The organism is Crocinitomicaceae bacterium, from assembly GCA_016708105.1.
Classification (GTDB): domain Bacteria; phylum Bacteroidota; class Bacteroidia; order Flavobacteriales_D; family Crocinitomicaceae; genus JADJGJ01.
In genome coordinates, this window is record JADJGJ010000004.1 from 23,247 (window position 1) to 40,689 (window position 17,443).

10 protein-coding genes are annotated in these 17,443 nt (G+C 38.0%); 4 read left to right on the forward strand and 6 right to left on the reverse strand.

From position 1 onward, the window contains the following. Nucleotides 1-5 precede the first annotated feature (5 nt). Both IPH66_16065 and IPH66_16070 read left to right on the forward strand, forming a co-directional pair. Nucleotides 6-758 (forward strand): glycosyltransferase family 2 protein, encoded by a 753-nt coding sequence (locus IPH66_16065; GenBank protein ID MBK7130858.1) that lies wholly within the window; start codon nt 6-8, stop codon nt 756-758. Then, entirely contained in the window at nt 755-1,747 is a 993-nt protein-coding gene (locus IPH66_16070; GenBank protein ID MBK7130859.1) for a glycosyltransferase family 9 protein, read from the forward strand. The genes IPH66_16065 and IPH66_16070 overlap by 4 nt, the downstream gene beginning before the upstream one ends. Nucleotides 1,748-2,515: 768 nt before the next feature. Here the strand turns inward: IPH66_16070 and IPH66_16075 are convergent. The 4 genes from IPH66_16075 to IPH66_16090 form a co-directional block, all read right to left on the reverse strand. Further along, the gene (locus tag IPH66_16075; GenBank protein MBK7130860.1) at nt 2,516-6,184 is read right to left on the reverse strand and encodes a T9SS type A sorting domain-containing protein; all 3,669 of its coding nucleotides are present in this window, start codon (nt 6,182-6,184) and stop codon (nt 2,516-2,518) included. A 568-nt stretch (nt 6,185-6,752) separates the two neighbouring features. Further along, entirely contained in the window at nt 6,753-8,159 is a 1,407-nt protein-coding gene (locus IPH66_16080) for a TolC family protein (GenBank protein ID MBK7130861.1), read from the reverse strand. A 31-nt stretch (nt 8,160-8,190) separates the two neighbouring features. Beyond that, nucleotides 8,191-9,540 carry an HlyD family efflux transporter periplasmic adaptor subunit gene (locus tag IPH66_16085; protein MBK7130862.1) on the reverse strand — a complete coding sequence of 450 codons (1,350 nt, stop codon included), beginning with the start codon at nt 9,538-9,540 and terminating at the stop codon, nt 8,191-8,193. A gap of 11 nt (nt 9,541-9,551) precedes the next feature. Next, nucleotides 9,552-11,231, reverse strand: coding sequence for an ATP-binding cassette domain-containing protein (locus IPH66_16090; GenBank protein MBK7130863.1), 1,680 nt, complete (start codon nt 11,229-11,231; stop codon nt 9,552-9,554). A 111-nt stretch (nt 11,232-11,342) separates the two neighbouring features. Between IPH66_16090 and IPH66_16095 the strand changes: the two genes are divergently transcribed. Next, nucleotides 11,343-12,020 carry a TetR/AcrR family transcriptional regulator gene (locus tag IPH66_16095; GenBank protein MBK7130864.1) on the forward strand — a complete coding sequence of 226 codons (678 nt, stop codon included), beginning with the start codon at nt 11,343-11,345 and terminating at the stop codon, nt 12,018-12,020. Nucleotides 12,021-12,346: 326 nt separating this feature from the next. Here IPH66_16095 and IPH66_16100 read toward each other — a convergent pair whose 3' ends face one another. After that, nucleotides 12,347-14,617: a hypothetical protein gene (locus tag IPH66_16100; protein MBK7130865.1), complete on the reverse strand. Its 2,271-nt coding sequence runs from the start codon at nt 14,615-14,617 to the stop codon at nt 12,347-12,349. 234 nt (nt 14,618-14,851) lie between these two features. On the opposite strand from IPH66_16100, the gene asnS reads away from it, so the two are divergent. After that, nucleotides 14,852-16,291 carry an asparagine--tRNA ligase gene (asnS, locus tag IPH66_16105; protein ID MBK7130866.1) on the forward strand — a complete coding sequence of 480 codons (1,440 nt, stop codon included), beginning with the start codon at nt 14,852-14,854 and terminating at the stop codon, nt 16,289-16,291. A gap of 51 nt (nt 16,292-16,342) precedes the next feature. Here asnS and hemH read toward each other — a convergent pair whose 3' ends face one another. After that, nucleotides 16,343-17,362 carry a ferrochelatase gene (gene hemH, locus IPH66_16110; protein ID MBK7130867.1) on the reverse strand — a complete coding sequence of 340 codons (1,020 nt, stop codon included), beginning with the start codon at nt 17,360-17,362 and terminating at the stop codon, nt 16,343-16,345. Between the last annotated feature and the right edge of the window lie 81 nt (nt 17,363-17,443).

Here is a 17,443-nt window from a genome sequence, read left to right on the forward strand (position 1 = left end):
ACCCCATGCAAAAGCTTGCGGTTGTCATCATCACAAAAAATGAAGAGCGGAATATCGGCAGGGCTATCATATCTGTAAAATCAATTGCTGATGAAATTATTGTGGTAGATAGTTATTCAACTGACAAAACAAAAGACATTTGCGCAGAGCATGCCGTTCAATTTGTGCAGACAGAATGGAAAGGATATGCTGACACAAAAAATTTTGCCAATCAACTAGTTCATTCAAATTATATTTTTTCACTTGATGCAGATGAGGCGCCTGATGAAAAATTGATTGAAGCTATTCTTGCTGAAAAAAAAATTGGGTTTTCAGGCATTTATATAGTGAACCGCTTGACTAATTATTGCGGAAAATGGATTTATCATTCAGGTTGGTATCCTGATAAAAAGGTGCGTATTTTTCCAAAAGACAAAACCAAATGGACCGGCGCATACGTACATGAAGAATTAGAATTTTCAAGTCCTTTAACACAAAAAGAATTAGCAGGTCATTTAAATCATTTCTCTTATTATTCATTCAAAGAACATCGTGAGCGGGCAGATAAATACTCATTACTCACCGCGAAAAAACTTGCTGAAAAAGGAAAAACTGCGAGCGCACTAAAGCCCATGCTTAGCGCCATAGGCAGATTTATTTCTATGTATTTTTTAAAAGCCGGATTTCTTGACGGACGCATGGGATTTAAAATTGCTTTGATTTCAGCACAATCAAACGTGATAAAATATAAAGAACTGAGACGCCTCACCAAAAAATGATCAGCAATCCCAAACATATTGTCATCAGCAGAACAGACAGCATTGGAGATGTTTGTCTAACCTTGCCCTTAGCCGGAATATTGAAAAATAAATTCCCTGAGTGCAAAATATCTTTTTTGGGAAATACCTACACAAAACCTGTCATAGAAACTTGCACTTTTGTTGATGAAATTTGGGAATGGGCCACTCTTCAGCAAATGAGCATACAAGAGCAAATAGCTTTTTTATCATCCAAAAATATTGACACCCTCATTCATGTTTTTCCAAGAAAAGAAATTGCACAACTGGCTAAAAAAGCAGGCATAAAAAATCGCATTGGAACATCACACCGTTTTTTTCATTTGTTTACTTGTAATCACCGGCCATCATTTACGCGTAAAAATTCTGATCTGCACGAATCACAACTCAATGTAAAACTCTTGTCGCCATTTGGTATTGATGAAATTCCAACATTAACATCATTACAAATTTCAGCAGGATTCTCCCGCATAAAATCATCAGCTAATTCATTTATTCAACAACTGAAACCGGGAAAGTGTAATATAATTCTGCACCCCAAATCACAAGGCAGCGCGCGTGAATGGGCAATTGAAAATTTCATAGAATTAGCTCAAACACTGGATGGCGCCAAATATGAAGTGTTTTTTACCGGCACTGAAAAAGAAGGTCAATTATTCCGCAATAAAATTCCGGTGCATGATAACGTGCATGATTTAACCGGTAAAATGAATTTGGATGAACTGATTGGATTTATTTCAAAATCAGATGCCCTAATTGCCGCAAGTACCGGGCCACTCCATTTGGCCGGACTTGCCAATATTAAAACCATTGGTTTGTTTTCTACCCAACGTCCAACGCATGCTGTACGCTGGCAACCCCTTGGAAATAAAGTAGTCATACTGGAAGAAAAAATATTTTCAGATTCTAACCAACCCTTGAACATTCCTTTGCGTGATGTAGCGAAAGCCCTTGAAAACGGGACTGCATAAAAGAAGATAAGCCTGACACGTTTGCCAGGCTCATCAACTTTTGAAATGAAAAAAACTACTTACTCTGTTATAAATGTACAAAGATTTCTTTGTATAACAATGCATTATATCCAATAAGTTTTCTATCTGCCGGTTTTATTGATTGAACGGTATCCCAGAGCTTATCAACGATTACGAGTGATTAGCTCAACTCATTTTTTTCGACCAATTAACTCATTTTAACGATAATAAAATTCAAGTTGAAACCCTCTAATTCAGTTTTTGAAACGTTCTGCCAATACTTGCTTAAAGGATTTAAGGCTAACATTTGATGTGCTTTTGACTTGGTTGATGTGGATTGGTTATTTTTATGGAGCTGTTGGGGGAGGAATTAAAATCTTCCCATTTTCGTAATTGATCAACAAAAAATTTAAACTATTTCAAACTCTGATTCTGATACTTTCTATTGTAAGTGACAATCAAAAAAAAGTTAAATTGCTTCATTCCCCATTCGGATGTTCAATTTATCAGATCGATTTAATAATAAAAAAAAAGGTAAATAGTTGTATTCTCCGAAACAGTGATCATAGGTCTTTGCGATTAAATCTGCACATCACTAGGCTATATACAACCTTAATCCCAGCGCCAACCTAAACTCCAACCCGTCAATTTTTTTTCTTTCTATTTCTTGAACATTACCTTTTATGAGGAGTGTTCATCTACTTTCCCCCAAAAAAAATCCCGGCTTCAAAATATGAAACCGGGATTTGATCATGAATGATCAATTCGTTATTTGGTAATAACAACTTTCTCTACTGTTACTCCTTTGTCGGTGTGAATATTGACAAAGTAAATTCCGGTTGAGAATTCATCTAAACCAATTTGAACTTGAGCATCACCGGTGCTGTCAGAGTAAACCACTTTGCCTTGTAAATCAATCAAGGTGATTTTTTCAACTGATGCATCAGTAACCTGAATATTCAAATAAGCACTAGCAGGGTTTGGATAAATTGATATGCTATATCCATCTTGCCCTTCTCCAACTTCTAGTTCAAATGTTACAGTGAATGTATTAGACACAGAGCATCCTGCAGCATCAGTAATTTCCACTGTGTAAACACCTGGAGCAAGTCCGGTAAGATCACCTGAGGTAGATCCGTTAGACCAGCTGTAAGTATAAGGTGCAGTACCACCGGTTACCGTTACGTCAATTTCACCGTCAGTTGCAGTAGATCCTGTTGCATTAGTAACAGCACCATTAACCACAAGTGGATTTGAAGGTGCATCAACAGAATAAGATCCATTTTCAACGCATCCGTTAGCATCAGTTACTGTTACATTGTATGTGCCTTCAGTTAAATTAAAGATGTCTTCAGTTGTGATGATAGCATCATCCAATACCCAAGTAAACATGTATGGGGCAACACCACCTGTAACTGAAAGATCAACAACTCCATTATCACCCCCTGCACAACTAACGTCAGAAACCGAAGCGTTCAGAACTATTGCACTTGGCTCATGAATTTGTACCACACCTGTTGTTGTACAGTTATGATCGTCTTGAGCGTAGACAGTGTATGTTCCACCAGACAATCCTGAGAACACTCCGCTATTTGAATAAGGCCCCGCATTCAAGCTATACTCGTAAGCAGGTGTTCCACCATCAGCAATAGCATAAATAACCCCGTTTGAAGCACCATTACAAGTTACATCCAAATGTGCAGTGAATAATTCAAGTTCGGTTGGTTCGCCAATCACAAATGATGAGTATCCTAAACAACCAAGTGCGTCTTGAATTACAAGTTCATATTCACCTGCACCCAATCCATCAATTGTTGAACTTGATTGAAAAGTTGTACCATCAAGACTATATGAAATTGTTCCGGCACCACCACTTGCAAGAATGTCAACTTCACCATCGTTAGAACCATTACACAACGCATCAACAGGTGTAGTGATAATCACAAAGTCAGCAGGTTCAATAATTGTAATTGTGCCAGCCTGAAGTTCACATCCGGCACTGCTTTGTACAACTACTGTATAAGTACCCGCAGTCAAACCTGTGAAAGTACCTGACGATTGGAATCCAAATCCAATGCTATATTCATCAGTAGCAACACCGGTACCAACTGTAATTGAACCATCATTACCACCGTGGCAATTTACATCAGTGTGGTTGTTCACTGTTAATACAGGAGGCGCACCAATATTTGTAACATTAATCATATACCCAAGCACACAATTTGCATCGTCTTGTACAAGAATATCATAAAGACCTGCGCTCAAACCAGGAATGTTGTTTGGCACACCAATCCAAGTTGAACCACCATCAAAACTGAATTCATACCCTGAACCTGTTCCGCCGGTAGCACTAACAACGCCAATGCTTCCATCAGATCCAAGACAAGTTGAAGAGCCCGGTACGATATTCGCAGCGATAGGATCAGGCTGCGTTACAGTCAGTGATGTATTTGCAAGACATCCATGAGCATCTGTCACAACAATATTGTATGACCCTGCTTGGATTCCGTTAAATGTATTGAATGACTGTGCAGGGTTACCATCACCAATCAAGTCATACGTATAATCAGGTGAACCACCTGTCGCAGTTACAGTGATATCTCCATCTGCATATCCATTACAAACCGGATTGTTGTGTGAGTTACTAACTAAAAGCGCAGTAGGTTGTTCAACAACAATATTCCCTGATTCCATACATCCGTTTACATCTTTTACAGTAACAACGTAAGTACCTGCAGCTAATCCGCTGAAGCTAGAACCTGATTGATATGTTGTAGCATCTAAGCTATACACGAAGGTACCAACACCACCAATTTGATTTGAAACTTCAATTGAACCATTTGCACCACCAAAACACAACACATCTTCTGCACTTAGATCAAAATCAATTGCATCAGGCTGTGTAACTTCAATTTCTGAAATACCATTTACACAAGAGATATCATCTTGAACAAGCACCGTATAAGTACCTGCAGAAAGACCGGTGAAAGTACCCGATGATTGATAGGTAGTACCTCCATCAATACTGAACTCAAGAGCTCCGGTACCGCCGGTTCCAACTACAACAATTTCACCACTTGCATCACCATTACACAATTCGTTGGTTACAGAATAAAGAGTGATATGTGGAGCTGCTGCTTCAGGAATTACAAAACTCATTTCTGCAGTACAATTCGCAGAACTTGCATCCATAACAGTAACCGTGTGAACACCACCTGTTAGTCCGTTAAAATATCCGGTTGATTGGTAAGCACCACCATCCAGACTGTATTCAAGCGCACCTGTTCCACCAGCCGCAGAAACTAAAAGAGCACCATCAGCATTTCCGCATGTTGCAGAAGTTACTTGTGGTGTACCAAAAACAATTTCAGGATTTTCAGTAACTGTAAAATTTACAGAAGCTGTACAACCTAAATCATCTTCTGCATAAAGTGTATAAGTTCCGGCAGCGTAACCAGTCAGATTATCTCCTTCAGAAGTCCAGAAAATGTAAGGTGAGTTTCCGTTAGAAACTGTTCCACTTACTTCACCATCTTCATATCCAAAGCATGTTGCATTGGTAACGTTAGCAGCTACTGTCATACCAACACTGATATCTTGTGAATATGAATCAGTACAAGTTGTACCGTCATAATTTTCATACGTAGTAGTAAGCGTAACAGTATATGCTCCCGGCGCATAAGTATGTGTAGGATTTTCAAGATTTGATGAACTTGCATCACCAAAATTCCAAGTATAAACAGCCGATGCCTGGTTAAACATTACATCTTCTGAAATAGTTGAATTATTATTGAAAGTAACATTGCCTGCGGCTTGACAGTTGCCACCGTCCACTTCAAATTCGGCATCGTTTGTATGCGTCATCAATGGCTCAATATAATAATCAACATCACCATGAGGACCCGACAAGGTACTCAACCATGATCCGGTGCTATAGCCATTTCTGTATGAAGACAGATCTTCACCTGAACCATCTCCTGTTTCATTTGTAAGACAGGCAAATGTGCGCAGTGGATTATACCCAACAACCTGAATTGAAATAGCAAAATTTCCACTCACGCTTGTTTGCGGAATGTAAACGGTTTGCATATTTGACGGATTGTCATAATAATTGAAATAATAATAAGACGATATTGCCGATGTTGGTCTGTTATTAGCGTCAACATTGTATATTCTCATACGCATCTCTGCATAGGAGAACATACCCGGAACATATCCTCGTACTGTGATGGCATTTATCACCCCTTCTCCGGAATAGAGGTAGGTTTGCGCAACCTGATCACCTTGGCCCAGAAAATCAAAATCATTCTGAGAACCGGGGTTACTGTCCTTATTCAGGACATACTCATTCTCCCAGTCAGTGCACTGTGAAAATGAGTTGACGGATGACAAGCACATCATAAGCGCCGCACCCGTTAAATAGTTCATTTTTTTCATAAGATTAATTTACATTACTTGTCGTCAATCACCATGATTGGACATGACAAAATTAGCTTGCGAAATATCCCAAATTGATGACAACTGATTGCTTTACAAGTGATTAATTAAGATAAATTACCCTCTTAACTCACTGTGCAAATAGTGTGAATTGATGATCTGAGTCATACGTATATCTTCCATTTTTTTATCACAATGTTGGGTTCAGTACCTTAGAAGAAACTGACATTTGTTAGCTGTTAATGACCCATGTCATTTATAGCAATTATTGAGATAGAGAAAGGAGCATTAAAAAAAATAGAAGTGTTTATATACTAAGAGAAAAAAAAAGGAGTTCATCCTTCACCCGAAAAACAAGAGTGCACTTTTTAAACTATAACAAAGTCTGATAGTGTTTAAAATCCTGTGATTAATTCATGATTTGAAAAAGGTAATTTGATTCATCATGGCAACACGCTGATCAACTCGCTATAAAACACACACCCGGTTAACCAGTAGAAAATGGATTATCCAATTTCAGTAGATTTCATGAGACTCACACATCCAAGCTATCGTGATTTACCAACACTTACTTTGACCCCATCAAGCCAAGCGAATAATCATATTGCTGCGCGGCTAATTGATTTTGCACAATCAGATCAATCCATTTTAAAAGAGCATTTATTCTGTCCATTTCACGTGAGTTGATCATAAAAATAGAACTTTCACCAGCATTGAAAAGAGCCATTTCAGCTTCAAAAAGTTCAAGATAATTTTTAGCTACGCCTTGCCAAACGATTAACTGGTCAGCGCTATTTTTCCAATTGTTTGCTGCCATGAAATTTTTATACGTTAAATCAGCCAGCAATAGAGATCCGGCCAGCATATTATCTTCCATTTGCAGCTTGGTAACTTTTAATGCATTGCGCTCATCCATTAAAAAAATGGGCGTAGAAAATTCAAATCCCCACGTGTAATTATTGAATGATGCAGAAGATGTGCCGGCGCTAAAGGGCTCTGTAATAAAATTGTATTTAAGATCAATTTGTGGCTTGAGTTGCTCTTGTCTGTATCGTTTTTCTAAAGCAAGATAATCCAGTTTGTTATCATTCATTTTAATTTTTGGATGATTCAAAATCAAACTATCTCCGGCAGACATTGCATCAGGTTCAAACAGGCACACCTTGATGTTTTCATAGAATGGAGGAGAAAGTTTTTCAGTAATTTCAAGTGGCACTATTCCTTCAGCCCAGAGGTAGGTAGCCGCTTGTTTGGTTTTATTCTCATAATCATTGCGCGCTGTGAGCATACCCATGTAGCGATTTTGCAAATTGATGTGTGCCTCAACGGTATCAATGAATGGACGATCACCCCCCAATGCAGATTTTTTTATTGCATCAAAACGGATGCTTGCAGTAGCGTATATTTCTTCATACACCTTTAACGCATTGTACGCCTTGAACCAATTCCAATATACTACCGATGCATCCATCAACAATTCATTCATTAAAACTTGTTTTTCATATAAACTAGCCTGCAAATAAATATCTGCTTTCTTCAATTCAAACATGCGATAATCAATGAATAAATCTTGACCTAAGGGCAACGAAATACCGGCATAATACAATCCATTTTCCGGTAAATTTCGTTCAGGATTCAGATAGGTTCCTGCACTCATATCAATACCGGTATACACTTCAATTCCAAACCAGGCAGGCACTTTCAGTGAAGTACCAAATAGCTTATAATACTCTGTTCCCTCATAAATTTTTTGTGACATGCTTGAGTTGATTTCAGGATCAAAACTCCCTTTTGCTGAAGCATATTGCCGCTCAGCAATTTCAACTTTCAACTCAGCCCGACGTGCCATTGGATGATGATTTTTTATTATCCCAATGTAATCTTCAAAATGCATAACCATATTGCTGTCAATATTCGCAAATGAAGCGTGTTGCATGTAGATTAAGAGCATCAATAAACCATATATTCGTATCATTTTCATAGTAGATTTTTCAAGCCGGTGAGCCTTATTTTTTTTCTTGTTTTATGTTCTCAGAACTTTTATAATAATCCGGTGGAAATCCATTAATTTTTCTCCATATCTCATACCATACAGGCACATCTTTGAGGAGCATCATACTCACTGCACCTGATCCGGGGCGTAAGGCAGGAGGCCATGCTATATCATCGGGGTCAGGCACAACTAGTACCCTATAATTTCCGTTCTCACTTACAAAATTATCAACCGCGTAAATCACCCCTCCAAAAGTTCCGTAGCTAGAATTTGGCCAGCCTGAAAATACAATGGATGGCCACCCGTCAAATTGTATTCGTACTTTTTGTCCCTTCTCAACCAAAGGCAAATCCATTGGACGCACATACGTTTCAACAGCAAGATCATACGATGCCGGCATGATGCTAGCCAAGGGCGTTCCTTCCTTAACAATTTCACCAATACCTGATTGAATTGCGCGTGTTATATATCCATCTTGCGGCGCTGTGATATAATAGTATTGCTGTCTCACCTGATAATTTTGAAACTCATTTTCTGATTTCACAACTTGCGCTGAAGCATCTAACTTATTGTATAATGCAGAATTTATTTCAGACTCTGTTTTATAAATTTCATACTCATAGTTGGCACGTACGGTAAACAATTCCACCTCAGCATTGATGAGTTCATTTTGACTTGTGAGCAATTGGTTTTCTGCCGAAATAACTTCTGCCATGGCATTCTGCATCACCAAATTTCTGTTCTCAACATCTGTTAATGATTTTATTCCATCTTCATAGAGTTTCACAAATCGCTTGTATTGTTCTTCTGCAGTCATATACTTCACTTCTGCCGCCTGATATTTAATACTGTCACTACTCACCTTAAGCTTGGCTTGTTTGTACTTGTTTTTTGCTTGCTCTTGTTTTAATTGACTGGTGCGCTGCAAGGCATCTAATTGTTGTTTTAGTGCCTCAATTTTATTGTCGTAACTTATTACGCCTTGCTCTTTATAGTCAATCTGATCTTGCGTACGCTCCAATAATAAAGTATCAAAATATTCTGACTTTACTTCTGAAATATACATGATGGTATCCCCTTTGTTTACAAATTGGCCTTCTTGCACATACCACTTCTCAATTCGTCCACCAATAACCGAGTGAATAGTTTGCGGTCTCTGCTCAGGTTTCAAGGCAATAACATTTCCGTTTGAACGAATATTTTGTGTCCATGGAAGAAATATCACAATGAGCAATACAGCAGAAATTATATATAACATTCTCAACAAGGCGCGCTCTTTTTTTCTGAGCAAAACATTTGTCAATGCAGTGTAATTTCCAACTTTTATTTTAGTCTCAATTTTATTTGAAGATATATTCAGCATAGTTCATTCAATTAAATTTTTTCTTCCGTCTTTCCGTTTTGTGTATCCACCATCACTTTTTTTCCGGTGATGAGATTTGCATCAGACGCAATGGCAATGAGCGTGCAATCTTTCAGGTGATTAAGCATGTCAGCCAATTTTTTCCTCAATTCCGGATCTTCCGGTAATCTATTAAAATCAACTGCAAGCAGATTTGGGCGATGAACAATAGCCCGAGCGAGGAGAATTTTTTTGCGTGTAGACAATGAAAACTCATTGCAATTAGCGGTAATTTTTGTGTTGTAACCATCATTTCGTGATTGAATGATACCATCTAACCGCACAGCGCGCGCGGCGTTAATCACCTCTTTTAATCCAATATTTTCTCTGCCCAATGCAATGTTTTCAAGCACAGTTCCGTCAAACAAGGTCTCATGTTCATCATAAACCCCTACATGCATTTTTAACTTTTCAAAAGAAATGGTTTTCAATGCCAAGCCACAATAAGTCAGCAATCCTTGATAATGATCAGAATTGCCGGCCAGAATTTTGAATAATAATTCTCTATTATCTTCATCTTCACCGCCAATGAGAAGCTTTTGTCCGGGCCTAATATGCAACGCTGAAATATGTAACGGATTAGCCGTACTATCCAGCTTCAATAATTCAAAATTTTCAAAATGAATTTCAATCCCACTGTCGGTGCACAAATTCATGTCTAATGAACCTCGTTCACCTTCCAACTCAAGGTCAGTAACATGACCAATTTTTTCAAGCGCCGTAAGCACATCATAGATTGAACTCATGTTTAGAATTAATTTTTCTACTGATGACATCATGAGTAAAATGATAATTTCAGCGGCCACAAACTGTCCAATATTCATTTGCTGTTGAATTACTAAAAATCCACCTACAGCCAATAAACCCGCTGCAATAAGCACTTTGAAAAGAATGAGCTGTCTGTATTGCCTAACAAGAATTTGATAATGTCTTTCACGAGCATCAAGATAATCAGCCACATGTTTATTTGTTTTTGTCATGGGGAGATCAGAGAATCCGGCAGACTTAAATGAATTGGCAGATCGGGCAATTTCTTGCAGCCAAAAGATTAGTTTGTATTTATGAGATGATTCTTCAAGACTGGTTTTCAGTCCGGGTTTGACCGTAAATCTGAATAAAATATAAACCACAAAAAAACTGAATACAATAAACAAAATAAAAAACGGATGGTAAAATGCGAGTACAGCTAAACCAAACACAATTTGTACAATAGAAGAGGTGAAACTGATTAAGAGTTTGGGTAATCCCTTTTGAATAGCAATAGTTTCAAAAAAACGATTAGACAATTCAGGCAGATACAATTTGCTTTTAATAGCTTCAGAAATACGGGGAAGCCTGAAGGCAAATTCAAACGCTGAACGTGAAAATACTTTCTGCTGAAGATTTTCAGTGATGCGCATCTGAAATATCGTAATGATGCCTGAGATAATAATAGCCACCAAAACAATAGTAACCATAAGTACCCACGCGCTGCTGATTTGTCCACCTTGAATAAAATTGATGATTGACTGAATACCTAAAGGCAAAGCCAAATAGATCAGACCATTGAAGATGGCATAGATGTACAGATTAGTAATCTCTCCTTTATCAGGCTTGAGTAATAGCCAGAATCTTTGTGCGGCTGAAGGTTTAATCTCTTTATCTGCATTCATACAATTTATCGGTTGCCATTTTATACAAAGATAGAAATGATAGTTTTACTATCTTTATTGATTGTGTTAATATTTATTTATATATTTGTGCTTTCATTATCACTTTTATTTATGCGCATTCATTTTGAGCTCAACTCAGACCTTTACATCAAGAACCCCGAAGATTCAGATCTTGGTAGAAAAATCATATCCCACAGTATAGAAATGATTCACCAACAAGGATTTGAAGCGTTCACCTTTAAAAAACTGGCCAACCAAATCAGCACAACAGAAGCCGGCATTTACCGATATTTTGAAAACAAGCACCGGCTCTTGCTCTATTTAATTTCTTGGTACTGGAATTGGTTGTATATTCAAATACGCTTTAGCACTAACAACCTCAGCGACCCCTTTGTTCGGCTCAAAAAGGTGATTGATTTACTTTCAACAGAAGTGCAAGACGACAAAACAACAACGCACGTCAACGAAAGCACTTTGCACCAAGTTGTAATCGCAGAGGGCAGCAAGGCCTACCTCACGCACCACGTTGATGAAGACAACGAACTTCAGTTTTTTAAACCTTATAAAGATGTTGTGGCACAATTAGCTGAAATGATTCAAGCCTGTAATAAAAAATACAACTATCCCCGATCACTGGCAACCACCATCATTGAAATGGCACATTACCAACGGTTTTTTTCAGAACATTTGCCTTCACTCACTGACACCAAAAAAGTAAAAAAGGATAAAATGGTACAGTCCTTTTTATACGACCTTGTAACTGCTGCCCTAAAACCCGGAAAAAAATAGTCTGTAGTTTATAATCAACATTTAACATTGTAAGCCGAACAGCAATAAAGAAATACTAACCCCGAAGGGGTGAAATGATACTAACCCCGAAGGGGTGAAATGATACTAACCCCAAAGGGGTGAAATGATACTAACCCCGAAGGGGTGAAATGATACTAACCCCAAAGGGGTGACATAAATCCACACATACAATAAACGAAAATGTAAACCGGAAGCTCCTACCGACGTTAACATCTTGCACGCCCTTCCAACTCCGCAAACGCGAGTCGCTTGGAAAAAACACAGGCCTGCCTGTGCGAGCGTCTCGCTCGTGCCTAAAAAGCCCGCTATTTAGGAGGCTGAGAAAACATATCCCTCCGAACCCAATAATTATTCATTACAATGTAATCAACCCCGTCTAATGTGGTATATCTAAACAAATCAGCTTGAGCGGATTTATAGATCAGCAACTCATCAAGGTAAAAGGGTTCTCCATTACCATTTCCGGTTATAAGCAAATTTAATTTTTCAATATCCGGTGATACGTAAAAATCCATGGAAACGAAACACCAATTATTTACAATAAAAGTTGATTGTGAAACCTCAAAGGTATCAAACCAGAGCCCTTTACGATCTCCTATTGAATCTTGCTCAGCAACGGCAAGTACATCAGGTCGGTCAACTCCCAGATAATACCAAAAACTCACGGTATACATTCCACTGTCCAAATTAGCTACCGGCAATTCATACACTACATCATAACCGCCTTTTGTTTTGTGCATGGCACCGCCGCCTGCAAAATTTTCTCCTTGTTCTGCATCAAACGACTCGTAGGTGAACCACACGGCATTTGTGTCTGCTCTCCAATTCATTCCAACATCAACATTTGCCAGCTGATCAGCTTCTGTCAATTCATCAAAATAATACCGTGTATTCCATGCCTCGTTGTTATATTCAAAAACTTTAAAATGTCCATTCTCAAATATTTTTTTTGATGAATGAACTAATCGTCTCTCATCGTATTTAATACCGTCTTGATTTTTCACTATGGCTATTTTGACATCTTCTGGTAAATCATAACACAACTCTTTTCCAATAAATTCAGGCGAGAAAAAATTATTGAATTTTATTGCTTCTGTCATTGACATGCGCGAGGTAACCGCATTCATGAGGGGCAAGCCGGTATGATAACTCAGTAAAAAGGCATCATAATTTCCTTGTTCTGTTCCCAGCAACATGATATTTTCACTGGACATGTGTTGAAAAGGTAAGAACAAAATCGCATCAAATTTTTCTTGCTTAACAAACCCAATTAAGTCATTCATTTCATCTGTCAGTTCATTTTGATGAAACACATTTTTAGATTGACTCACCACGTTTGACAACATTGTATGCACGGGATAAAATTCAAAAATGCCAAACAACATTCCTCCATAAAAAACTATTGGATACACGATTTTTTTCTTTTCACGCCGATAAATTTGATGCATACTCACCACCAAAAACACTGTAAATACATAATAAAATACCCAGGCAAACCTACCCAGCACCCTGAATTGTTTCAAGGGACCAAACAGGTCAACCACGTCTCTCAAAAAAGAATATTTCAACGGAAAACAAAATGCGAAAAGTAAAATCAGCCAAGCTGCAATCATAAATACCGCAATCTCTTTACGAATCAAATTTTTCAAATCAAACTCTTTTCTTTTACGCAATACATAGATGAGAATAATCCATCCAAAAATCACAGAAAAAAATCCAACATAATTCCATGATTCCCAATTTCCGATATTCACCTTTAAATCTCTTGCAAGAAATGCCAATGGACCATCATGCGGAACAAAAACAGATTTCCAACTGGCGTAATAATTAAAAAATCCGGCAGGTTCACCCAAGCGGTTTTCATGTGTATCAGTGATGGCAACCAACACTTGAAAAATTAGTAAAGGCAGAATAACCTGAACCAACACATGCAAACAATTTTTCTTCCAGCTTTTTTTGTTTAACACGGTAGCGGTCAGCCAATAAAATATGCTTAAAAAAGCCAATATCATTCCCAGATAAGGATGTGTAAAGAAGAACACCATCAGGTAAAGAGCAATACCAAATGACCATAAAAAGCTTTGTTTTTTTATAGCCTGAATCAGCAACCACCACATGCCAGGAATAGCAAAAACGTATGCCAGAGACAAATGCCCGGTCATACGATAAACCTGTGGAGACAAAAATGTAATAATGATTGAAGCCGCAATTGCCCACATAGTTTCAACCCCGTAATGTCTAAAAATTCTCAATAAAAAAAATGTACACAAAGGGAATGATAAAAGCATGGCAAGATTCAAAATTCCAATACCATAATCAGAAAAACCCGTGATATGAATCAACCATGACAAAAGCGGATGCCCGTCTGTATAAACCATGTGCTCATAATAGGGATAGTTCATGCCGCCAAATTGCCAGAATGATTCATCATAACGCGCATGAAATAGGTATGCGTAATAATTTTTTATACCGTCACCATTAGGTGCAAAAACATAATCGTTAGGATGAAACAAAACCTCATGATAAAAAAAGGCAAGAACACAGAACGATATTCCCGCCGCTAAAAGCGCGAACATGATTTGCTGCCGTGAGGTCTTATGGTTTGTGGACACGCTCAAAAATACGAATACTTCCTAAAACAACACGCAAGCTTACTGAGCAGTCATAGATTACACGAAAAAAATTGTACTTTTGCGCGCGTAAATAAGGTTTTGAATAAATCCCTGCAATTTACAATGCCATGCTGATGTTCATGATTTAGCAAATTGATCAACACAGGTATCCAAAATAAAAATTAAAGATTTAAAAAGATGAAACGTACTGAAATAGTTTCAGCATTGAAGACTGAGCCACAAGGTCAAGATATTCTGGTAAAAGGATGGGTAAAGGCATTCCGCAGTAATCGCTTCATTCAACTGAGTGACGGCTCAACTATACATACCATTCAGGCAGTGGTTGATTTTGAAAAATTTGATGAGGCACTGTTAAAGCGCATAACGACAGGCGCTGCGCTGAGTATCAATGGTAAATTAATTGCCTCACAAGGTGCCGGTCAAAAAGTTGAAATTGCAGTTGAACAAATTGAAATCCTTGGTGATGCTGATCCTGAAGAGATAAGTAAAACCGTGATGCAACCAAAAAAACACAGCCTTGAGTTTTTGCGTGAACAAGCTCACTTGCGATTTAGAACAAATTTATTTGGAGCTGTTTTCAGAGTTAGACATTCGGTAGCGTTTGCTATTCACAAATATTTTAATGATCGTGGTTACTATTATATTCATACCCCAATCATCACCGGTTCTGATGCTGAGGGAGCAGGTGAAATGTTCCGGGTTTCTATTCTTGATCCCAAAAATCCGCCGCTGACAGAAGAGGGTAAAGTGAATTATGAAGAAGATTTTTTTGGTAAAGAAACCAATCTCACCGTCTCAGGGCAATTAGAAGCTGAACTTGCCGCCCTTGCGCTGAGTAAAGTGTACACGTTTGGTCCAACGTTTCGCGCTGAAAATTCTAATACCGCCAGACACCTTGCTGAATTTTGGATGATTGAACCTGAAGTGGCGTTTAATGATATTCATGACAACATGGATTTGGCTGAAGATTTTCTCAGGTACATCTGCCGTTATGTGATGGAAAATAATGCCGATGATCTCAAATTTCTTCATGATCGTGAAGCGCAGGAAGAACAGACAAAACCTCAAGCTGAACGCAATGAGCTTGGTTTATTGGATAGGCTTCAGTTTGTCATCAACAATGATTTTCAACGGTTGACTTATACTGAGGCAATTGATGTGCTGAAAAATTCTACACCGTATAAAAAGAAAAAATTCAAATATCCCGTTGAGTGGGGAACAGATTTACAATCAGAACATGAACGGTATCTGGTTGAAAAGGAATTTAAAAAACCAGTGATTATCACCGGATATCCTGCATCGTTCAAGGCATTTTATATGCGGCAAAATGAAGATGGAAAAACCGTAGCTGCCATGGATATTCTTTTCCCCGGCATTGGCGAAATTATTGGTGGATCACAAAGAGAAGAACGGTATGATGTACTTCTTGAAAAATGCAAAGCATTCAATATTCCTGAACATGAAATTTGGTGGTATTTGGAAACCAGAAAATTTGGAACCGTGCCGCATGCAGGTTTTGGTTTAGGTTTTGAACGCATGGTGATGTTTGTAACAGGTATGACAAATATCCGTGATGTGATTCCATTTCCTCGAACTCCAAAGAAAGCAGAATTTTAATCCTCCTCTGCGTTACGTTCTGGATAAGTTGAAACTTTAGTTGAATTTCATTTACACTTTCATTGCCAACTCACACACGGTATCAACCCATAAAGGTGAATCGTTGAGACTTTCTACTAATTGCACTTTTTCTCCGCCATTTTCTGTAAACAAGTGCTGATATTCTACTCCTATTTCAATAGATGTTTCAAGACAATCAGCTATAAATGCGGGCGAAAATACGAGCAATTTTTTTGCTCCTGATTTTGCCAGTTTTTCCACTTCTTGATCAGCATATGGTTTTAACCACGGTGTTTTACCCAGCCGAGATTGAAACACTATGGTAAAATGATCTTTCGCTATGTTCAATTTATCAGCAATCAAACGAGAGGTTTCATAACACTCGTTGCGGTAACACAAAGGCTGTTCATCATTAAACGCTTTATCGCAATTGCATTGTGCACAAGTTAATCCCGGATGACTTTTTTCTATATGCCTTTCAGGCAATCCATGATAACTGAAAAGCACATGATCGTAATCTTTTACGTTATACTGTTTCGCTCTATCAACAAAAGCATTGATGTAAGAAGGATGATTAAAATACTCTGCAATAATTTTTATCTCTGGTACCACCCACCAAGATGAAATAATGTTCACCGCCTTTTCAATCGCTGATCCACTGGTTGAGCTGGCGTTATGTGGAAAGAGCGGGAAAATTACAATACGATCATATTGCTCCTTTTGTATGCGTTCCAACACAGAATCTAATGATGGATTTTGATAACGCATGGCAAATTCTACCGTAACATTTTGCGCAGCTAATTTTTGCTGTACCAGCTCACGCAATTTTTCACCATAGGTTAACAAGGGAGATTTTCCTCCCCACATGTTCCATAATTGCTGATACACTTTTGCAGATTTTGGCGCACGAAAAGGAGCAATGATTCCGTTCACTAAAATATAACGACCCACCGGATTAATATCAATCACTCTTGGATCATTTAAAAACTCTCGCAAATACTTTCTTACATCTGAAGTTTTTGGGCTATCCGGTGTTCCAAGATTAATAAGAAGTACGCAAGTTTTTTTCATCAGTAAGAAAAATCAATGATTACAAAAATAGTTTTTTAATGCAGATGTGTGTGATGAAATGCTAATACAAAAAGAATGTAT